Raw genomic sequence first — 16,901 nt, 5'->3', positions numbered from 1 at the left:
GCTAATAACGGCAAGGCGAGAGCCTGCCGCTCTGTCATCGAGGCAGGCTCTTCTACGGGAGGGAAGGGGCACGGCGGGTCGCCGGGCAAGGCCTCACTCGCGCAGTGCTTCCACGGTCACGGTGTCGCGGCCAGCCAGCTGGATGGGGCGCGCGTCGTCCCGGGTCCAGGCGGCCATGGAGCCGTCGTACATGGTGGTGTTGTCGAGGCCGCCGATCTCGCTGAGCTGGAACCAGCCGCTGGCGGCCCAGTGGCCGGTGTTGCAGAAGGCCACGGTGGCGGCCTGGCGATCCAGTCCGGCGGCGTCGATGGCGGCGTTAAGCCGCTCGGGCTCCAGGTAGTAGGCACCGTCCCGCGCTACCAGGGCGCCGTCGTGGGGCAGGTTGGTGGCGCCGGGGATGGTGCCGGGCACCAGCGTTGCCGGTGACTGGGTCTCCCCGGTGTAGAACCCCTCCGGGCGGGCGTCCACCAGCTGTTCTCCCGCCTGGCGGGCCGCCTCGACCGCCTCGGTGCTGGCCAGCAGCGCCTCTTGTAGGCTCGCCTCGAAACGGGTCGCGGCGGGCTCGCTTGCCGGGCCGCTGGTCACCTCATGGCCCTGCTGCTGCCAGCCGGCGAAGCCGCCGTTGAGAATCGCCACTTCCTCGTGGCCCAGGGCCTTGAAGGTCCAGTAGACCCGGGCGGCGCTGCCGAAGTCGGTGGCCCCGGTGCCGGCCGGTACGACCACCACGGTATCGTCATTGTCGATGCCCAGATCGCCGATCAAGGCTTCCAGCTCCGCGACGTCCGGCATCAGTCCGGGCACGCCGTCGCGCTCCTCGCGCCAGCCGGCATCGGTGTAGCTGCTGTAGCGACTGCCGGGGATGCGGGCGGCCTCGAAGGCGTCGCGGTCGCCGCCATCGTCGATGGAGGAGCGTACGTCGAGGACCACCAGGCTGTCGTTGCCCAGTTGGCTTTCGAGCCAGTCGGCGTCGACCAGCGGTGCGGGATGCAGGGCATGGGCGGGGGCGGCAGCGACCAGCGCGCCGGCGGCCAGGAACAGGTGGAGTCGCATGGGGCAGTCCTCTTCGTCGGGGATGAGGTGAGCCTAGGCCGGCCGATGGTGCCGGGGCAACGCCTCATCGAGAACGCTTATCTCGCCCTTCAGCACCAAAGGGAATAACTTGTCGGCTTCTGATGCCCTGGCGTGGAGGCCAGGGCCAGTGTGACCGGCTTGGGCTCTCACGTCGTAAATTTAGGATCGATTAGTACATAATTCAAGGCGATGGCTGCAGGCCGTTGGACTACGCTTCGCTGTAAGGATGCCGCCGCGGCTGCGACATAAGGGCTACGACGGCGTCGAGCGGCCCCGCGAGCGCCAGCGCCGTGGCCGCCGACAACAACAATGCACAGGAGATCGCGAGCATGACGGAACAGCTGCCGCCGACACCGCGTTTCTGGCTGGGAGGCAAGCGCGCCGCCGAGCAGGACCGCTTCTTCCGCGAGACCCTCGAGCCGCTGGGCTGGCAACAGGGTGACGCTCAGCAGTGGGATGCCGCCTGGATCACCGGCATGCCCGAGCCTGCCCAGTTCCGACGCGTCTCGGCGCGTCGCAAGCTCAACCACTTTCCCGGCAATGCGGCGCTGACCGTCAAGAGCCGGCTGCACGAAAGCCTCTCCGGTCTGCGTCGGCGGCTGGTGGACGGCTACGGCGAGCACCACCCGCTCACCGCCCGGCTGAACTTCTTCCCCGCGCCTATGTGATGCCCCACGACTATCACGCCCTGCAGCAGGCGGCGCTGGACAACCCGATGCAGCGCTGGATCCTCAAGCCCACCAACGCCTCCAAGGGCAAGGGCGTGCGCGTGCTGCGCGACGTGGCCGAGGCGCCGCTGGCGCCCGACTGGCTGGTCCAGGAGTACCTGGACAACCCCCATACCATCCGCGGCCACAAGTACGTGCTGCGCCTCTATGTGCTGATCAGCTCGCTGGCGCCGCTGCGGGTCTACCTGTATCGGCAGGGCTTCGCCAAGCTGGCCTCCGAGCCCTGGGATCCCGACGATGCCGACAACCCCTTCAGCCAGCTCACCAACCCCGATATCAATGCCCTGAATACCCGCGCCGAGGTGCCGGTGGAGTTCATCGACCTCGACCGCTACCGCGCCTGGCTTGGCGACCAGGGCCATGACGCCGATGCGCTGTTCGCGCGCATCGAGGAGCTGGTCGCGCTGACCGCCATCGCCGGGGTCGACGCCATGCGCAGCCGTACGGCGGCGGTGGGCGCCGATCCGCGGGGCTGTTACGAGCTGCTGGGGCTCGACTGCATGCTGGACGATACCCTCAAGCCCTGGATCCTGGAGTGCAACCTCAGCCCGTCGCTGGGGATCTGTGCCGCACCGGAGACCGGCGGGCGCATCGAGGAGGAGGTCAAGGGCAGCCTGGTGCGCGACATGATCTCACTGGTCGATCTCGCCTCCCTCGAGCCCGACGCCGGCGAGGGGGACGACCCGCTGGCCGAGAGCCGCGCGGAGCTGGCGCGGGCGGGAGGCTTCAAGCGCCTGCTTCCGGCGGCCGACCCCATGCCCTACCTGGCCAGCTTTCCCTGCCGACCCCCCAGGACCTGGCGCTGGCCGATGCCCTGGCAGGTCGGCGCGTGCCGCGACCGCGGCTGGTGCGGCGCCGGGTGAGTGAGCTCTATGACGACGAGCGCCTGGCCCTCTACGCCCCCGACAGCGGGCGCCTCTATCGCCCCAACGACACCGCGGCGCTGATCTGGCTGCTGGCCACCGAAGGCCTGGAACCGGATGCCATTGTCGAGACGCTGGCGGCCGCCACCGCTCGGGAAGGCGAGGCCCAGGTGTCGCCCGAGACGCTGCGCCACGAGGTCTGGTCCACCCTGGGCGAGTGGTGCCGGGCCGGGCTGCTCTGCCAGGGCGAGGCCGAGCCGCTTGCCTCGGCCGACCCTCCCCGGGCGGAACAGTCCGCGCCACCCAGGGCCGAGGCCCTACGGCGACTACAGCTGGCGCATGAGGGCCGACGCTGGGTGCTGGAGGTGGCTGATGCCGCCGCCGCCAACCGGCTGCAGGCCTGGTTCGAAGGGCGGCTCTCGGCCCTCCCCCCGAGACGGCCAGCCCCCTGCCGCGCCTGGCGGTGCTCAAGGCGGCGGCGGGCTATGCCCTGGTCGCGGAGGACGAACTGATCGCCTCGCGCCTGTCCCTGGCGGATATCGCCCCGGCCCTGGTCGACTATCTGCTTCACCAGGCGGCACGCCCGGGGGAGCTGGTGATCGACGCCGGGCTGCTGGTCACACCGGAGGGCCAACGGGTGGTCTGTGCGGTAGACAATGCCCAGGCCCGAGAGGCGCTGGACAGCCTCGCCGCGTCCCTCGACGGCAGGCTGTCCCGCGGTGTGCGGCTGGTCCCGGAGGAGGGCGCGTCCCGGCTCGAGCCGCTGGCGTTGCCCTGGTCGGGCCCGGTCGCCTCTGTCGCCGAGCCATTCGAGGAGCGGCCCGATCAGGCGATAGGGGTGGTGAGCTTCAGCGACGCGCTCGCCGAGACCGATCCCCCGTCGTCCCTGGCGCGGTTCGAAGCCCTCGCCGCGCTGCTGCCCGGGTGCCGCGCCGCCCAAGGGGCGCCGCCGTCGGCCGAGGCGGTCCAGGCGCTGGATCGGTGGCTTCAGGGGCGCACCTGCTGGTCGGTGGCTGCCGACATCAGCGCAACGCGCTTGATCACCTGGCTCGAGGCGCCCCGGCATGAGGCAACCGAGCGTGACGCCCCGGCGGGCTCCCTGTCGGCCGAGGCTTGAGTCGTCGGCGATTCACTCCGGTGGGTCGCCTTCGTGAAGCGCTGCCCCAGGGCACGCTTCGCAGCAAGCGGCATGTCGGCCATCGGCCGCTAGCCGTGCCACAACCCTGATGGAGGTCTTGATATGACAGAGCACGACGAAAAGCGCCGCACGCTTCTGAGCCGGCTAAGTCGCCAGCTCGGCTACGCGGCACCCGCCCTGGCGCTGGTGGCCAGCGGTGCGGCCATGCAGGCCGTTGCCAACGATGCCCCGGCCTACACCAGCGGACAGGAGGCGCCGCTAATGCTGGCTGAGGCCCACGCTGAAGGCGAGGCAGAGGGCAAGCCAGAAGGGGAAGCCGAAGCCGAAGCAGAAGGTGAGGCCGAAGGAGAAGCAGAGGGAGAAGCGGAAGGCGAGGCCGAGGGCGAAGCGGAAGGCTGACCCGCGGCTGAGCGGGAAGCCGCAGCCGGGGCGAGTCGAGCGCTGCGGGCTTCCCCTTTACGAAATAACAAACTGGATTAGGCTTTGTCCGAAAAGTCGGCGAGCGAAGGCCAGACAAGGCGAAAATCGGCGAAAAGACGGAATTTACGGGGTGTAAATGAGTATTTTGAGCCGATTTTTAACGCCGTATGGTCGAGCGCAGCCAGTTTTCAGACAGAGCCTTGTGTCTCTCCGGGCTTGTTGATTAGCTACCAGCAGGCCTGGCATCAGGGTGAGCATCCACAGAGCCTGAGGCGCAACAGCCTGGGATTTAGATTATGCCCCCTGATGCCCTCTATCTCGATAGCTTGAATGGTATCCAAGCCCCTCCCAACCCGGAGTGAGGCTGCACGAACAAGGAAAGGCGACGAGAGCATGGCAGTGATCGGTATCGACGTCAGCAAGCAGAAGATCGACTGCGCCTGGCTGCGCGATGTGGCGAGCGGCAAGGTCAAGACCCGTGTATTCCCTAATCGTCGGCAGGACTTTCCTCGCTTGCTTGAATGGCTCGAACACCAGACCGGGGAGCCACAGGATCAGTTGCATGTGTTGATGGAGGCCACCGGCATCTATCACGAAACGCTCGCGTATTGGCTGCATGCTGCCGGCATCCAGGTTTATGTCCTCAACCCCGCGCAGGTGCGCGACTTCTCCCGAAGCCTGGGAGTACGCGGCAAAACGGATAAGAAGGACAGTGTGGTGCTGGCACGCTATGGCGCGACGCAACGACCTGAGGCTTGGAAGCCGGAGCCCGAGGAAGTGCGCAAGCTCAAGGCGCTGGCAGCGAGACTCGACGCGCTGGACAAGGACATCCAGCGTGAGCGAAACCGGCGCGAGAAAGCCGAGTTCGCCATGGCAAGCGATATCCTCCGCTCGATCGATGACATCCTGTTGGCATTGACTCGTGAGCGGGATCGCCTCCAACAGGAGATCGATGACCACCTCGATCAGCACCCTGGCTTGAAGCAGGATCGCGCCTTGTTGCAAACAATTCCCGGCATTGGCCCTGCGGTATCTCTCCGACTGTTGGCGATGCTGCGTAGCCGCGCTTTCGAAAGCGCCCGCCAGGCCGCGGCGTTTGCGGGGCTTGTGCCTGTTAGTTGGGAATCGGGCAGCTCCGTACGTGGGCGGCCTCGCTTGTCGAAAGCCGGCAATCCGAAACTGAGGCAGAGCCTGTACATGGCAGCCGTTGTCGGGCTGAGGCGGAATCCGGATATCTCCGCGCTATACCAGCGGCTTACAACAAACGGCAAGAGCAAAATGGCGGCCTTGGGGGCGGCGATGCGGAAGCTAATCCACATCGCCTACGGTGTCCTCAAGACCCAGACCGAATATCGGCCACAAACCGCCTGATGGAATGTTTGTGGCCGGTTAGGAGAGATGGTATCTAGGGAGTGTGGCCATGTCATCGATCACTGCAATGCCAGCGCCGGAGAAGGACGCGCTCATCGAGGAAAACCTCGAGGCATTGGCACAGCTTAGGGACCTTGTCGCCGAGCTGTCGCCGGAGCACTACCAGCATCCCTTCGGTGCTCAGGGGCGTCACAGCCTGGGCAAACACGTTCGCCATATCATCGATCATTATGATGCCCTGCTCATCGGCAAGGCCGCTGCGGGGGAGGGCGAACTGGACTACGAGCACCGTCAGCGCGACGCGGCGCTGGAGCAGTGGCCGCAGCTCGCCGGCCGTCGGCTGGGCGAGATTGCCGAGCGGCTGCACGCCGCGGATGGGCTATCGCCCGGTCGGGAGGTGAGGCTTGTCTATCCGACCGGCGGCGAGACGCTGTCGTTGACCGCCAGCGTGGGGCGTGAGCTGGCCTTCTTGACCAGCCACACCGTTCATCATATGGCGATCATCGGCCTGCTGGCCGAGCAGCTCGGCATTGCGCTGCCCGAGCACTTCGGGGTGCACCCCTCGACGCGGCGCCACTGGCAGCGCGATGCAGTGGATCAGAAGGGGGCCTGATGCCGGTGGTTGCCGGCATATAGCCCGGTCAGCGTAGGCAGCATGTTGACAACACCCGGGAGGGCAAGGCGATGGCTCCTCCAGACGACGCCCAGTTGATACCTTCGCCCAGGGATCACGTCATCGAGGCGGTGCTCATGATGCTGGCCATCCTGCCGGTGATCGTCTCCGCCTACGCCAGCCTGGTCACGGGGGAGGGGCACTGGTTTCAGCGCTCCGGGGCCCTGATGGTACTCTTCTCCTTTGCCGTGGAATATCACCGTACCCACATGATGCGCTGCATTGCGCCCGAAGGGGGCTCCCTGTTCGGTCACTCCCAGTGGCTGGCGCGCTGGATCACGCGCTTCTGGCGCTCGGTTCCCTACATCTGCTATCTGGCCATCTTCCTCGGCACCCTGATCTGGAGCTACGGCGACCTGCTCTTCTAGCGCTACCCACCGGTTCAATCCCGATGGTCAAGAACTTGGCCAAGCGTCAGGTGTCGGCTGTGAATCCCCGGCCCATTATGGGGATTTTAGAGTCAAAAGCCCAAAGGCATTCGTCGGCTCGTTAGTGATTTCCTTACGCCGTTGGGAGCCTGTTTGTTGAAATATGGCCGGCATGAAAAATTATAAGTTAATCAGGTGGATTCGCTGTCATAAAGCGCTCCTTTTTCTGACTCAACATGGCGACCTTCTTTCGCAGAAGGGATGCATAAGATGTCGAGTATCTTCCGGCCTCGACAACACAATGCCATGTAGTGAAGAAGGGGAATTCCATGGGACATTCACATCACAAGAAGCGTCTGCCCGTCATGCTGGTGTCGACGGGGACGGCGGCACTCACATTCGGCATGCTGAGCGTGCCCGCCATGGCGCAAGACGTGACCGCCGAGCAATTGCGCGCCCAGATGCAGGAGATGCAGCGCCAGATCGATCGGTTGGAGCGGCAGTCGGAAGAAGCCCAGCAGCGGCCGGCCGATGCCGTGACCGGCGGGGATACCCCCGGTAGCTTCAAGCTCCCGGGCTCCGATACCTCCGTGGAGATTGGCGGCTACGTCAAGCTGGATGCGATCTACGACCTCGACCAGGACCTTGGCGATACCCTGTTCGCCGAAGGTATCGATACGGGGGCCCCGTCGAGCAAGAACTCGTTCCGCGCCCATGCCCGCCAGTCGCGACTGTTTCTCAAGACGTCGACGCCCACCGCGATGGGACCGGCGACCACCCACCTCGAGGGGGATTTCTTCGGCGGGGGCGGCAATGAAGTGTTCTCCAACTCGCGCAGCTTCCGCCTGCGCCACGCTTACGGGGAGTGGGCCGGGCTGCTGGCGGGGCAGACCTGGACCAACTTCATGCATTTCACTGCCTACCCCAGCACCGTCGACTTCGACGGTCCGGTGGGCGTGAGCTTCCTGCGCCAGGCGCAGGTGCGCTATACCCTGCCGGTGGGCGACGGGGCACTGTCGTTCTCCGCAGAGAACCCCGAGGCGACCGGCTTCGAAGGATCGCGTGATACCGCGCCGGATGTTACCGCCCGCTATCAATGGAGCGGGGACAATGCCGGCTTCGAGACGGCTGCTGTGGTCAGGCGGCTCAAGGTCGACGACGGCAACGTCAATGACTCCGCTACCGGCTATGGCCTGATGCTGGCGGGCAACGTGGGTGTCGGGCCGGACACGACCCTGATGGCGGGCGCCATCTATGGCGATGGCATCGGGCGCTACCTGTATACGGCGAGCGGGGCCAGCGATGGTTCGAGTGGGATCGGCGAAGCTTTCGTGGATGCCAACGGCAGCCTGGAGACCATCGAGGCCTACGGCTTCAACGTCGCTGCTGTCCAGCAGTGGACCGACCAGTTCAGCTCCAGCCTCTCCTACGGGCAGGTTCGGGGGGATCGTCCGAGCAACCTGTTCCCCGATTCCACTCGCAAGCTGGAGAGCATTCACTTCAGCCACTTTTATCAGGTGAGCGAGCCGGTGACGCTGGGGTTTGAGGTCTCCCATGCCCGCAAGGAGGAGCAGAGTCGCGCGTCCAACGACAACACGCGCCTGCAGTTCTCGGCGCAGTATAGCTTCTGAATGGTGCCCAAACCTGTTCAGGCAAGGGCGAGGGGGCAGGGCTCACCTGCCCCCTAGTCCTGCTGATCCAGATCGAACCGATACTGCACCCGATGCAGCAGCTCGAACTGCCGGTTGCACTGGGTGCAGGCGCCGCACATGGAGAGGTGGAGACGCAGCGAGAGGCGTTCCTGCCAGGTCAGCGGTCGATCCAGGCGCTGGGACATCAGCTCAGTGGCACGTCGGCACATCACTATCATCAGCATTGCTCCTTCAGCCAGCCCTGTTCGATGCAGCTGCGCAGGCGAAGCCGAGCCCGGTGAAGGATCACCCAGCAGTTGTTCTCCTTGATGCCGAGCTCTCGGCAGATATCCTCGGTGGAGAGCCCCATCAGCTCGCGCAGCGAAAAGACCCGGGCGATGTTATCCGGCAGGGCGATCATGCAGGCATCGAACACCTGCCAGAAGTGCTCGTTCTCGAACGCCGCCTCCGGTTCGCCCCAGCTGGCCGGGCGGGCCTCTTCTCGCCAGCGGCCGTTCTGCTGGAACTGGCGGTCCAGGGCCTCGTCGTCGGTTTCGTCCTCGAGCGGTTGCCATTTGCCCTGGCGTTTCTGGGCGCGCATGGTATCGAGGATCTTGTACTTGAGAATGCCGAAGACCCAGGTCTCGTAGCCCGAGCGGCCGGAGAAGCTGGCGTCTTTCTCGATAGCAGCCTCCAGCGCGTCCTGGACGGCATCCTCGGCCTGGGCGTTGTTGCGCAGGTGCAGCCGGGCGAAGGATACCAGCCGTGGCCGGACGGCGGACAGGCGCTGCATGCGGTCGTCTAGCGTTTCTGCGGTCATGTTGGGGCTTCCTGTTTCGGCACGGTAGTCCATAGGGCATGCGCTAACACAGCATGGTCCAGGGTCTCAGGCATTGGCAATTTTCCGTCGGGCTCCTGCCTTTTTAGCTCGACGTATTGGCTGCCTATCGCCTTGGCGTCATGTGAAATGCGCAACGCCGCCACTGGCGGCCCCTACATGATATGCATTTAGTACCGATCGTTCCAATATCTGTCAGGACCGTATTACTACACTTTGAACCCTAAACATACTGACACGATGCGAAGGGCAAAATACCCACCGCCAGCTCATGCTGGCCCGCGGCTCGGCAATAGCGTCTGGAGGTAGTGGATGGAAGGCTTCGTCGACGACCATACCCGGCTTCTGGCCGCGCTGTGCGGCTTTCTGTTTCTGGTGTCCTGCATTCGCCATTATGCGCCGCGTACGGTGCTGCCCGCAGAGTCATGGCTGCTCCTGGCGGGTATCGGCTATGGGTTGGCGGCGTCGCGCATCGCCGAGCTTCCGTCCCTGCGTCTCGATCCGGCAGTGGTCTTCGGCATACTGCTGCCCGTGCTGGCCTTCTCGGAAGGGCGCCACCTGCCGATTGCGCTACTGGTGCGTGCCGCCGCTCCGGTGATGCTGCTAGTGCTGCTCGGCATGCCCATGGCGATGTTTCTGATCGGCCTGCCTGTCGCCTGGCTGCTTGAGCTCCCCTACCTGCATGGTCTGATGTTCGGTGCCGCCGTGGCGGCAATCGACACCATCTCCGTCGCCCACTTGCTGGACCGGTTCACCATACCCAGGCGGCTCAGATTGCTTTTGGACGGTGAGTCGATCTTCATCGATGCCATCACCGTGGTGATGTTCACGGCACTGGCCGGGGCCGTGATCGGGGCGGGCGATTTTCTGCCTGGCGATATCGCCATCGAAACCTTTCGCAGCATGCTGCTCGCCGTGCCGGTTGGGCTTTTGCTGGGCTGGCTGATAGGGCGTCTGGTGCGCCACTGGGGCGAGCAGAATCGTATGTCAGGGTTGACCTTGACCCTGGCGCTTCCCGTTGCGGGCTTTCTGCTCAGCGAACGCCTGCTGCACGCCTCGGGCATCATCGCGGTGGTGTTCGCGGCTTTGGCCTTCAGCCACTCCCGCCGCAGTAGCGCGCCTGACAAGCGAGAGCTCTATGACGATTTCTGGGAATACCTGGGCAGTCTGGGGTCAAGCGTGCTGTTCTTTGCCCTGGGGGCGGCGATGGCGCCACAAGTGTTCTCCCTCGACTGGACCCACGCGCTGATCATCGTACTGCTCTTATTCAGTCGCGCCCTACTGGTCTATGCCTCTGGCCCCCTTATCCGCCTGCAAGGCTGTGCTTTGCCACTTGCATGGCGTCATGCCCTGATGCTGGGTGGGTTGCGGGGGCGATACCCGCTGGGCTTGCCCTGATGCTGCCCCTGGATTACCCCTACCGGGATGAACTGCTGGTGATGGTGTTCGCCGTGGTTGCCTTCGGCATCCTAGTGCATCCACTGCTGATGGCGTCTTATCTGAAACGTTACCCGGTCAATGAGCTCCCGGTTGCCGAGGGACGGGAAAGCTCGGATCCCGGCGACGCCATGAGCAGTATGTCGCCTTTCCTGGCGCGGCGTCTGAAACAGAGCGCCTGGGGGCTGGCCGCCATTGCCGGTGTCATTGCCGGCGTCGTCTTCATTCTTCTGGAGATGGCCATGGTCTGGCTCTTTCAGGGCATGAGCCCCTGGGCGCCGGTCAGAATGATCGCGGCGATCGGCATGGGGCCGCACGTTCTGCCGCCGCCTGCCACCTTCGCCATCGACCTGGCGCTGGTGGCCATGGTGGTGCATTTCACCCTGTCGCTGGTCTATGCCTGGATACTCGCCCCCTTTATCGAGGAGGCCGGCCCGATCAAGGCGCTGGGGGCTGGCCTGCTCTTCGGGCTGGCGATCTACCTGGTGAACTTCTACCTGTTTACCGCCATGTTCCCCTGGTTCGAGATGGCGAGAAACTGGATCACCATCTTGGCGCATCTGGTATTCGGCGCGGTACTGGCCATTAGCTACTGCCTGGCTCGCCGATACTCTCGCTGAGGGGCGGCAGAAGAGCGAAGGCCATGCCGCTTTTGTAAGGCTCCGCCGCTGTCCTCGACAGACTCTTGAGCCCCGATACTTCGAGATCAAGCCAAGGAGATGACGAGATGAACACAGACAGAACCGCCGGCGCCGTCCAACAGGCCCCTGTAGAGCGGTATGCCCATTGGTTTCTGCGCTTCGCCCTGGCCAGTGTCTTTCTCTACATGGGGATCGACAAATTCATGGGGGGCGGTGTCGCCGAGTTCTCCATGATGATGGGACTCCCCCTAGTGCTTGGCGGCGCCGTGGCACTGGGTGAGGTCGGCACCGGAGTGCTGATCCTGCTCGGAGGTTTGATCGCGTCCGAGCTAGGCGACCTGGCCACCCGTCTGGCCGCCCTGGGCATGATCCTGATCCTGCTGGGGGCCATCTTCATGGTGCATTGGGGCCAGTGGCACTTCATGGCCACGGCGTCGCATCCGCTCGGCGGCATGATGTTCCAAGTGACGCTGGTGATGCTGGCCCTCTACCTGCTGGCCAAAGGCAATAACGCCTGAACGCCGTGATCCCCGATTCGGTGGCCTGACCTGACGTTGCCACCGAAATACCCGACAAGGAGGATGTATGCCGGACGACAAGCGACAAAATCTTCTCAACAGCCTTTCCCGGGGCGTTGCCTATGCCGTCCCCGTCTTGGCCCTGGTTACCGGGGGCTCGGCGCTCACGGCGATCTATTCCGATGTGGCCACCGAAAGCGGCTATCACATGATGGCGGAAGCCGAGGCAGAGGGTGAAGCCGAAGCGGAAGCCATGGGCGAAGCCGAGGCGGAAGCGGAAGGCGAGGCGGAAGCGGAAGGCGAAGCTGAAGCAGAAGCGGAAGGCGAGGCCGAGGCAGAAGGCGAGGCTGAGGCAGAAGCGGAAGGCGAAGCAGAAGGCGAGGTCGAGGCGGAAGCAGAAGCCCAATAAGCCCGCTGGACTATCCGCGATTGGATATGCCGCGTCCACGAATGCGCAGTGCGTCGGGTGACAGCCTGGCCGCTGCGCTGGATCGGTAAGAGCTCCGAGTGGAGGGAAGGGCGAAGGAGTGCTCAGTCGCCGGCGGCCGGTTCGGCCCCGAGCCAGCGTGCTACGTCCTCGGGACGGTCCACGTCCCATACCGTCGCCGGACAGGCGAGGCGCCAGCCCAGCGCTGCGACCCGGTGCCGCGTCTGGGCCATGACCCGCTCGCTGCCCCAGTCGATCGCGGCAAACAGCCGGATGTCGGGACGGCGCGCGCCGATCAGCGCATAGCCGCCGTCTTCGGCCGGCAGGCAGACAGCGTCCGACTCGGCAAGCGCCGCGTGACACTGCCGCAGCAGCGCCGGCGTCAGGACCGCGCAGTCGCTGCCGATCACCAGCCCCGGCCCCGGCATGGCGGTCAGGGCGTGGTGCATGCGCTGGCCCAGATCGCCCGCCGGCTGAGCGTGTAGCTCGATGTCGTAGCGCCTGGCCAGCTCGAGGAACAGCGGATGGGCGTGATCCAGCGCCGTCCATAGGCTGATACGGTGGGATACGGTGGCCGCCGTGGCCACCGTGAGCGTCTGACGCAGCAGCTGGGCATGCAGCCGCGCCGCCGTTTCGGCGCCCAGCGCCGGGATCAACCGCGTCTTGACCCGCCCCGGCAGCGGCGCCTTGGCGAGTATCGCCAGTGGGAAGTCAGCGGACATGGCGATACTCCCGGACCAGCTCCTCGGCCGCGACGCCTCGCCAGTAGCGAAAGCGCAGCCGCCACATCAGCCAGATTGTCGCCCAGGCGCCACCGCGATCCCAGCGGCGGCCGCTGGAGGTGACCCTGGCGCCCACACAGGCCGGCGGCGAGAGGCGCTTGAGCCGCCTCGAGAGTTCGATGTCCTCCATCAGCGGCTGGTCGGGAAAGCCGCCCACTGCCTCGAACGCCCGGCGGATCATGAACATGGCCTGGTCGCCGGTGGCGATACCGGTGAGCCGCGAGCGGCGGTTCATGGCGAAGGCGATCAGCGGCAGCAGCGGATGGCGGCCCTCCAGACGGACATCGAAGCGCCCCCAGCAGCGCCTGCCGGCCAGCGCCTGGGCGACCAGCCGGTCGGCGCGTTTCGGCAGCCGGGTATCGGCATGCAGGAACAGCAGGTGCTCACCGCGGCTGGCCCGGGCGCCGGCATTCATCTGGGTGGCGCGCCCCGGGGGCGTCGTGATCACGTGGGTGGCCAAGGGGCGGACCCGGGCCAGGGTGTCATCCCGGCTGCCGCCGTCGACGACGATGATCTCCACGCCGCAGACCCACAGGCCAAGCAGGTGGTGCATCAAGGCGTCGACGGTCTCGGCCTCGTTGAGTGTGGGAATGACAATGCTCAGCCGAGGGGCCGGGGGCATGGGCGATCTCCGGTAGCGGGGTGCCGTTTGGTCGTGCCGTCGCGAAGAAGCTTACACGGAATCCTGCCGCTATAGGGCGCTCGCCATGGCGGCCGGAGGCGAGGGCTGGTCTGTTCGTGAGCTGTAAGGCATCCGGTTCCTGTGGCGACCAAGGGGGACGCGTACCGACGCCGACGGCGTAAAGCCGCCACCGCCGCCCTGAAACCGAGGAGAGGGGACCATGAAGCCTTCGCACTCCCTGCCGCTGGCACTGACCCTGACGCTGTCACCGCTGATGGCCGCCTTGGCCGCACCGCCTACCGAGCACCCTCCTGCGGTTCCTCTGGCGTATTCGCTGGAGGCCTTTCGCGGCGAGATTCGCGCCGGCGGGCCCGGCAAGGACGGCATCCCCTCCATCGACCGGCCGCATTTCCAGCCGGCCGACCAGTCCGACCTGGATCCCGAGGAGCGGATCATCGGGGTACATCATAACGGCGTGGTACGCGCCTACCCGCAGCGCATCCTGGTCTGGCATGAAATCGTCAACGATGAGCTGGGCGGCGAGCCGGTGAGCATCACCTACTGTCCGTTGACCGGTACCGCGCTGGGGTTCAAGCGCGGTACCGCCGAGCTGGGGGTCTCCGGTCGGCTGGTCAACAGCAACCTGATCATGTACGACCGGGCCACCGACAGCGAGTGGCCGCAGATTCTCGGCGTGGCCATCGACGGACCGCTCGAGGGACGCGGGCTGGAAGAGTTCCGCGTGGTCTGGACCACCTGGGAGCGGTGGCAGGCGCGCTATCCCGACAGCGAGGTGCTGACCGACCGGACCGGCTTCGTGCGGAACTACCAGCGTGACCCCTACGGTAGCTATACCCCCTGTCAGGCTACTATCGGCCCGACAGCGCCCGCCTCTTTCCGGTGATGAACCGGGACGATCGCTTTGCGCCCAAGACGGAAATCCTCGGCTTTCGCACCCGACACGGCGCCGCGGCCATCACGCCGCAGGCGCTGGCGGCCGAGGGGGTGGTCGACCTGGCGCTGGGTGACAGCCACTACAGCGTGGTGCACGACCCCGAGCTTGCCACCGGCTGGGTGTTCCATAACCCCGAGCAGCTCGCTCTCGATGCCCAGGCGATTCGTTTCGGCGATGACGGGATCAGCGGCGGCGGTACCGGCGAGCTGGAACCGGTCAACGCCTTCGAGGCGATGTGGTTTGCCTGGGCGGCCTTCTATCCCGATACCATCCTCTATGAAGGCGGGGAGGCACCATGAGGGCCCTGCTGCGCGTCGTGACGTCACTGCTGTCGCATCCCGCCATGGCCAGCGCCGTGGGGACGGTAACGGTCGTGTACGCCCTGCTGTACCTGTGGCTGACAGGTGACATCATGGGGGAGGCCAGGGTGGCTGGCTGGCGCTCTTTCCCGCCTGGGAAAGAGTGTGGGAGACGCGGGGGCCCTTCCAGTTCGAGCCCGTGGGGCTGTTCTTCCTGGGCAGGCTGGTCTGGACCTTCAGCCCCATCAATACCCTGCTTGCGCTGATCGTGGGGCTATTGGTGGGGCTCAACCTGGTGGCCGGCTGGCGGCTGTGGCGGGCGCCACGCGTCTGCGGCCTGGGGGGCTCCGGCACCGGCCTGCTGGCAGCGCTGCCCGCCCTGCTGGCCGGCGGCGCCTGCTGCGCGCCGCTGGTGCTGATCTGGCTGGGGCTGCCGATCGCCGGCGCCGTGGCCAGCCTGGCCCCGGTATTGATTCCCGTGTCGCTGCTGCTGCTGTGCGTCGCCCTGTGGGGGATGGCCAAACGGCTCGACGTTGCTTACGGCCGCCGGCTGGACGATGCTGAGCATTCACGCTGAAACCTGACCAAAATGCACGTTGAGCCATGACAAGGAGGCACGACCATGATTGAGATTCGCAAACCGCTGACGATGCTGATGCTTGCCGGCCTGCTGGTCGCCGGCCCGGCGCTGGGCGGCCAGGGGATCGAGCGCCTGACCAGTAATGACGCTATCGATGAGGTCGACCAGCGGCTGCGAGCCGCGCTCGAGTCGCGCGGCATGACCCTGGTCACGGTGGTGGATCATGCGGCCAACGCGGCGAGTGTCGAGCTGTCCCTGTCTCCCACGCGAGTCTTCGTGTTCGGCAATCCCCAGGTTGGCACGCCAATGATGCAGTGCCAGGGCAGCGTGGCCCTCGATCTGCCCCAGAAACTGCTGCTTCGCGAAACCGATGCGGGAACCGTGCTGGAGTGGAATCATCCCGACTATCTCGCCGAGCGCCACGACTTGAGTGCCTGCGACCTGCCGCTCGATGACGTAGCCGATGCCCTGGCCGGTATTGCCGCCGAGGCGGCAGGTCGATAGCTCGACCCAATGCAGCGCAGGATATGATGAATCGCCCGGATAGCGCCGGGCGATTTTTTTCGCCGTGTGTTTTCGAGTGTTGCCCCCGGTTAGCGGGAGCTGTCATCGCCTTGGTCTTCATCCTCCTCGTGGATCCGCGCTGAATCGAAGGACCGGCCGATCTCGTGCAACAGGGTGAATTGACGGTCGCATTCACGACAGGCCCCGCACATCGAAAGATGCAGGCGCAGCGATAGTCGCTCTTGAAAGGTAAGCGGCCGGTCATGCTTCAGCGACATCAGGCGCGTGGCTTCCTTGCACATCAGCATGGTTGGGCCTCCGTGAGCCAGCGGCTCTCGATACAGCTTCGCAACTTGAGCCGCGCCCGGTAAAGCAATACGGCGCAGTGATTCTCTCCAATCCCTACCTCCCGACAGACATCGCGAGTCGATAGCCCCATCAGCTCACGAAGTAAAAAGACCCTGGCCAAGTTGTCGGAAAGGTTCTGCATGCAGGCGTCAAATACCTGCCAGAAGCGTTCGTTCTCGAACATGCTCTCCGGTTCGCCCCAAGCGCTGGGTCGGGCCAGAGCGTGCCAGCGGCCATTGTGCAGAAACTGCCGATCGGTGGCGTCGTGATTGGCATTTTCTTCCAGGGTCTGCCAGTACCCACGGCGTTTTTGATCCTGTATGGCATCGAGAATCTTATACTTGAGGATGCCAAATACCCAGGTTTCATACCCCGAACGGCCGGAATAGGTGCTGCCATTTTCAATGGCCGCAAGCATGGCGTCTTGTACGGTGTCTTCGGCCAGCGCAGGGTCGCGCAGGTGTAGCAGGGAAAACGATAGCAGGCGAGGACGGATGGAAGCCAATCGTGCGATTCGCTCAGCGTCTCTGGGTGCTGCATTTCCAGTGGCTTTCTTGGCTGGTGCTTCATTCGTCATGGCTTCCGCCCCCTGTGTTGTTGTGCGAACGAAACCTGTCTCATGCGGAAGTGCATCGCTATCCAGAGCGCGTGCGAGACACCTCCGCCATTGGTATGGCGCCTGACAGA

Annotated in this window: 24 protein-coding genes; 17 read left to right on the top strand and 7 right to left on the bottom strand. The window is 65.2% G+C overall.

Translation table 11 applies throughout. From position 1 onward, the window contains the following. Positions 1 to 93: 93 nt before the first annotated feature. The gene (locus ACSJDS_RS18490; RefSeq protein WP_473034516.1) at positions 94 to 1,050 is read right to left on the bottom strand and encodes a sulfurtransferase; all 957 of its coding nucleotides are present in this window, start codon (positions 1,048 to 1,050) and stop codon (positions 94 to 96) included. Between the two features lie 350 nt (positions 1,051 to 1,400). On the opposite strand from ACSJDS_RS18490, the gene ACSJDS_RS18485 reads away from it, so the two are divergent. From ACSJDS_RS18485 to ACSJDS_RS18445, 9 genes are all read left to right on the top strand, one after another. Further along, positions 1,401 to 1,739, top strand: a complete 339-nt coding sequence (locus ACSJDS_RS18485) for a hypothetical protein (RefSeq protein ID WP_473034515.1) — start codon at positions 1,401 to 1,403, stop codon at positions 1,737 to 1,739. After that, positions 1,739 to 2,662: an ATP-grasp domain-containing protein gene (locus tag ACSJDS_RS18480; protein ID WP_473034514.1), complete on the top strand. Its 924-nt coding sequence runs from the start codon at positions 1,739 to 1,741 to the stop codon at positions 2,660 to 2,662. Before ACSJDS_RS18485 ends, ACSJDS_RS18480 begins: the two co-directional genes overlap by 1 nt. Continuing rightward, on the top strand, positions 2,659 to 3,174 hold the full coding sequence (locus ACSJDS_RS18475; RefSeq protein ID WP_473034513.1) for a PqqD family protein: 516 nt from the start codon (positions 2,659 to 2,661) through the stop codon (positions 3,172 to 3,174). Before ACSJDS_RS18480 ends, ACSJDS_RS18475 begins: the two co-directional genes overlap by 4 nt. Further along, positions 3,126 to 3,779, top strand: a complete 654-nt coding sequence (locus ACSJDS_RS18470) for a hypothetical protein (RefSeq protein WP_473034512.1) — start codon at positions 3,126 to 3,128, stop codon at positions 3,777 to 3,779. The genes ACSJDS_RS18475 and ACSJDS_RS18470 overlap by 49 nt, the downstream gene beginning before the upstream one ends. A gap of 123 nt (positions 3,780 to 3,902) precedes the next feature. Then, on the top strand, positions 3,903 to 4,199 hold the full coding sequence (locus ACSJDS_RS18465; protein ID WP_473034511.1) for a hypothetical protein: 297 nt from the start codon (positions 3,903 to 3,905) through the stop codon (positions 4,197 to 4,199). Positions 4,200 to 4,613: 414 nt separating this feature from the next. After that, the gene (locus ACSJDS_RS18460) at positions 4,614 to 5,591 is read left to right on the top strand and encodes an IS110 family RNA-guided transposase (RefSeq protein WP_473032061.1); all 978 of its coding nucleotides are present in this window, start codon (positions 4,614 to 4,616) and stop codon (positions 5,589 to 5,591) included. Between the two features lie 49 nt (positions 5,592 to 5,640). After that, on the top strand, positions 5,641 to 6,204 hold the full coding sequence (locus ACSJDS_RS18455; protein WP_473034510.1) for a DinB family protein: 564 nt from the start codon (positions 5,641 to 5,643) through the stop codon (positions 6,202 to 6,204). A 71-nt stretch (positions 6,205 to 6,275) separates the two neighbouring features. After that, a complete protein-coding gene (locus ACSJDS_RS18450; RefSeq protein WP_473034509.1) occupies positions 6,276 to 6,632 on the top strand; it encodes a hypothetical protein in 357 nt (118 codons plus the stop codon). A 329-nt stretch (positions 6,633 to 6,961) separates the two neighbouring features. Then, positions 6,962 to 8,263: a DcaP family trimeric outer membrane transporter gene (locus tag ACSJDS_RS18445; protein WP_473034508.1), complete on the top strand. Its 1,302-nt coding sequence runs from the start codon at positions 6,962 to 6,964 to the stop codon at positions 8,261 to 8,263. Between the two features lie 53 nt (positions 8,264 to 8,316). Here the strand turns inward: ACSJDS_RS18445 and ACSJDS_RS18440 are convergent, their stop codons facing one another. Beyond that, positions 8,317 to 8,502: a zf-HC2 domain-containing protein gene (locus ACSJDS_RS18440; RefSeq protein ID WP_473034507.1), complete on the bottom strand. Its 186-nt coding sequence runs from the start codon at positions 8,500 to 8,502 to the stop codon at positions 8,317 to 8,319. Further along, a complete protein-coding gene (locus ACSJDS_RS18435; protein WP_473034506.1) occupies positions 8,502 to 9,083 on the bottom strand; it encodes a sigma-70 family RNA polymerase sigma factor in 582 nt (193 codons plus the stop codon). The genes ACSJDS_RS18440 and ACSJDS_RS18435 overlap by 1 nt, the downstream gene beginning before the upstream one ends. Positions 9,084 to 9,413: 330 nt before the next feature. Between ACSJDS_RS18435 and ACSJDS_RS18430 the strand changes: the two genes are divergently transcribed. The 4 genes from ACSJDS_RS18430 (at position 9,414) to ACSJDS_RS18415 (ending at position 12,106) form a co-directional block, all read left to right on the top strand. After that, positions 9,414 to 10,499 (top strand): cation:proton antiporter, encoded by a 1,086-nt coding sequence (locus ACSJDS_RS18430; protein WP_473034505.1) that lies wholly within the window; start codon positions 9,414 to 9,416, stop codon positions 10,497 to 10,499. Further along, a complete protein-coding gene (locus ACSJDS_RS18425; RefSeq protein ID WP_473034504.1) occupies positions 10,499 to 11,158 on the top strand; it encodes a hypothetical protein in 660 nt (219 codons plus the stop codon). Before ACSJDS_RS18430 ends, ACSJDS_RS18425 begins: the two co-directional genes overlap by 1 nt. 107 nt (positions 11,159 to 11,265) lie before the next feature. Further along, positions 11,266 to 11,697, top strand: a complete 432-nt coding sequence (locus ACSJDS_RS18420; protein ID WP_473034502.1) for a DoxX family protein — start codon at positions 11,266 to 11,268, stop codon at positions 11,695 to 11,697. Between the two features lie 67 nt (positions 11,698 to 11,764). Further along, entirely contained in the window at positions 11,765 to 12,106 is a 342-nt protein-coding gene (locus ACSJDS_RS18415; protein WP_473034501.1) for a hypothetical protein, read from the top strand. A gap of 122 nt (positions 12,107 to 12,228) precedes the next feature. Here ACSJDS_RS18415 and ACSJDS_RS18410 read toward each other — a convergent pair whose 3' ends face one another. Further along, positions 12,229 to 12,846 (bottom strand): TIGR04282 family arsenosugar biosynthesis glycosyltransferase, encoded by a 618-nt coding sequence (locus tag ACSJDS_RS18410; RefSeq protein WP_473034500.1) that lies wholly within the window; start codon positions 12,844 to 12,846, stop codon positions 12,229 to 12,231. Next, on the bottom strand, positions 12,836 to 13,528 hold the full coding sequence (locus ACSJDS_RS18405; protein WP_473034499.1) for a TIGR04283 family arsenosugar biosynthesis glycosyltransferase: 693 nt from the start codon (positions 13,526 to 13,528) through the stop codon (positions 12,836 to 12,838). Before ACSJDS_RS18405 ends, ACSJDS_RS18410 begins: the two co-directional genes overlap by 11 nt. A 220-nt stretch (positions 13,529 to 13,748) precedes the next feature. Here ACSJDS_RS18405 and ACSJDS_RS18400 point away from each other — a divergent pair, with 220 nt between their 5' ends. The 4 genes from ACSJDS_RS18400 to ACSJDS_RS18385 all read left to right on the top strand — a co-directional run bounded on the left by ACSJDS_RS18400 (position 13,749) and on the right by ACSJDS_RS18385 (position 15,866). Further along, positions 13,749 to 14,432 (top strand): DUF3179 domain-containing protein, encoded by a 684-nt coding sequence (locus tag ACSJDS_RS18400; RefSeq protein ID WP_473034498.1) that lies wholly within the window; start codon positions 13,749 to 13,751, stop codon positions 14,430 to 14,432. Next, complete coding sequence (locus ACSJDS_RS18395; RefSeq protein WP_473034497.1) at positions 14,432 to 14,782, top strand: DUF3179 domain-containing (seleno)protein; 351 nt, start codon at positions 14,432 to 14,434, stop codon at positions 14,780 to 14,782. Before ACSJDS_RS18400 ends, ACSJDS_RS18395 begins: the two co-directional genes overlap by 1 nt. 163 nt (positions 14,783 to 14,945) lie before the next feature. Beyond that, entirely contained in the window at positions 14,946 to 15,359 is a 414-nt protein-coding gene (locus tag ACSJDS_RS18390) for a hypothetical protein (RefSeq protein ID WP_473034495.1), read from the top strand. Positions 15,360 to 15,404: 45 nt separating this feature from the next. After that, positions 15,405 to 15,866, top strand: coding sequence for a DUF302 domain-containing protein (locus tag ACSJDS_RS18385; protein ID WP_473034494.1), 462 nt, complete (start codon positions 15,405 to 15,407; stop codon positions 15,864 to 15,866). An 89-nt stretch (positions 15,867 to 15,955) separates the two neighbouring features. Here ACSJDS_RS18385 and ACSJDS_RS18380 read toward each other — a convergent pair whose 3' ends face one another. Continuing rightward, positions 15,956 to 16,174, bottom strand: a complete 219-nt coding sequence (locus tag ACSJDS_RS18380; protein ID WP_473034493.1) for a zf-HC2 domain-containing protein — start codon at positions 16,172 to 16,174, stop codon at positions 15,956 to 15,958. Then, a complete protein-coding gene (locus ACSJDS_RS18375; RefSeq protein ID WP_473034492.1) occupies positions 16,168 to 16,791 on the bottom strand; it encodes a sigma-70 family RNA polymerase sigma factor in 624 nt (207 codons plus the stop codon). The genes ACSJDS_RS18380 and ACSJDS_RS18375 overlap by 7 nt, the downstream gene beginning before the upstream one ends. Positions 16,792 to 16,901 lie beyond the last annotated feature (110 nt).

The organism is Halomonas sp. SL18_1 (assembly GCF_055755715.1).
The sequence above is the reverse complement of the archived record's forward strand: the minus strand, read 5'-3'. Positions and strand labels throughout refer to the sequence as shown.

Coding starts and splice junctions, on each gene's coding strand:
- ACSJDS_RS18410 (WP_473034500.1), bottom strand. CDS start 12,846: ATGTCCGCTGACTTCCCACTGGCGATACTCGCCAAGGCGCCGCTGCCG.
- ACSJDS_RS18460 (WP_473032061.1), top strand. CDS start 4,614: ATGGCAGTGATCGGTATCGACGTCAGCAAGCAGAAGATCGACTGCGCC.
- ACSJDS_RS18485 (WP_473034515.1), top strand. CDS start 1,401: ATGACGGAACAGCTGCCGCCGACACCGCGTTTCTGGCTGGGAGGCAAG.
- ACSJDS_RS18455 (WP_473034510.1), top strand. CDS start 5,641: ATGTCATCGATCACTGCAATGCCAGCGCCGGAGAAGGACGCGCTCATC.
- ACSJDS_RS18425 (WP_473034504.1), top strand. CDS start 10,499: ATGCTGCCCCTGGATTACCCCTACCGGGATGAACTGCTGGTGATGGTG.
- ACSJDS_RS18405 (WP_473034499.1), bottom strand. CDS start 13,528: ATGCCCCCGGCCCCTCGGCTGAGCATTGTCATTCCCACACTCAACGAG.
- ACSJDS_RS18385 (WP_473034494.1), top strand. CDS start 15,405: ATGATTGAGATTCGCAAACCGCTGACGATGCTGATGCTTGCCGGCCTG.
- ACSJDS_RS18430 (WP_473034505.1), top strand. CDS start 9,414: ATGGAAGGCTTCGTCGACGACCATACCCGGCTTCTGGCCGCGCTGTGC.
- ACSJDS_RS18490 (WP_473034516.1), bottom strand. CDS start 1,050: ATGCGACTCCACCTGTTCCTGGCCGCCGGCGCGCTGGTCGCTGCCGCC.
- ACSJDS_RS18420 (WP_473034502.1), top strand. CDS start 11,266: ATGAACACAGACAGAACCGCCGGCGCCGTCCAACAGGCCCCTGTAGAG.
- ACSJDS_RS18450 (WP_473034509.1), top strand. CDS start 6,276: ATGGCTCCTCCAGACGACGCCCAGTTGATACCTTCGCCCAGGGATCAC.
- ACSJDS_RS18415 (WP_473034501.1), top strand. CDS start 11,765: ATGCCGGACGACAAGCGACAAAATCTTCTCAACAGCCTTTCCCGGGGC.
- ACSJDS_RS18445 (WP_473034508.1), top strand. CDS start 6,962: ATGGGACATTCACATCACAAGAAGCGTCTGCCCGTCATGCTGGTGTCG.
- ACSJDS_RS18480 (WP_473034514.1), top strand. CDS start 1,739: ATGCCCCACGACTATCACGCCCTGCAGCAGGCGGCGCTGGACAACCCG.
- ACSJDS_RS18395 (WP_473034497.1), top strand. CDS start 14,432: ATGAACCGGGACGATCGCTTTGCGCCCAAGACGGAAATCCTCGGCTTT.
- ACSJDS_RS18380 (WP_473034493.1), bottom strand. CDS start 16,174: ATGCTGATGTGCAAGGAAGCCACGCGCCTGATGTCGCTGAAGCATGAC.
- ACSJDS_RS18465 (WP_473034511.1), top strand. CDS start 3,903: ATGACAGAGCACGACGAAAAGCGCCGCACGCTTCTGAGCCGGCTAAGT.
- ACSJDS_RS18375 (WP_473034492.1), bottom strand. CDS start 16,791: ATGACGAATGAAGCACCAGCCAAGAAAGCCACTGGAAATGCAGCACCC.
- ACSJDS_RS18400 (WP_473034498.1), top strand. CDS start 13,749: ATGAAGCCTTCGCACTCCCTGCCGCTGGCACTGACCCTGACGCTGTCA.
- ACSJDS_RS18435 (WP_473034506.1), bottom strand. CDS start 9,083: ATGACCGCAGAAACGCTAGACGACCGCATGCAGCGCCTGTCCGCCGTC.
- ACSJDS_RS18440 (WP_473034507.1), bottom strand. CDS start 8,502: ATGATAGTGATGTGCCGACGTGCCACTGAGCTGATGTCCCAGCGCCTG.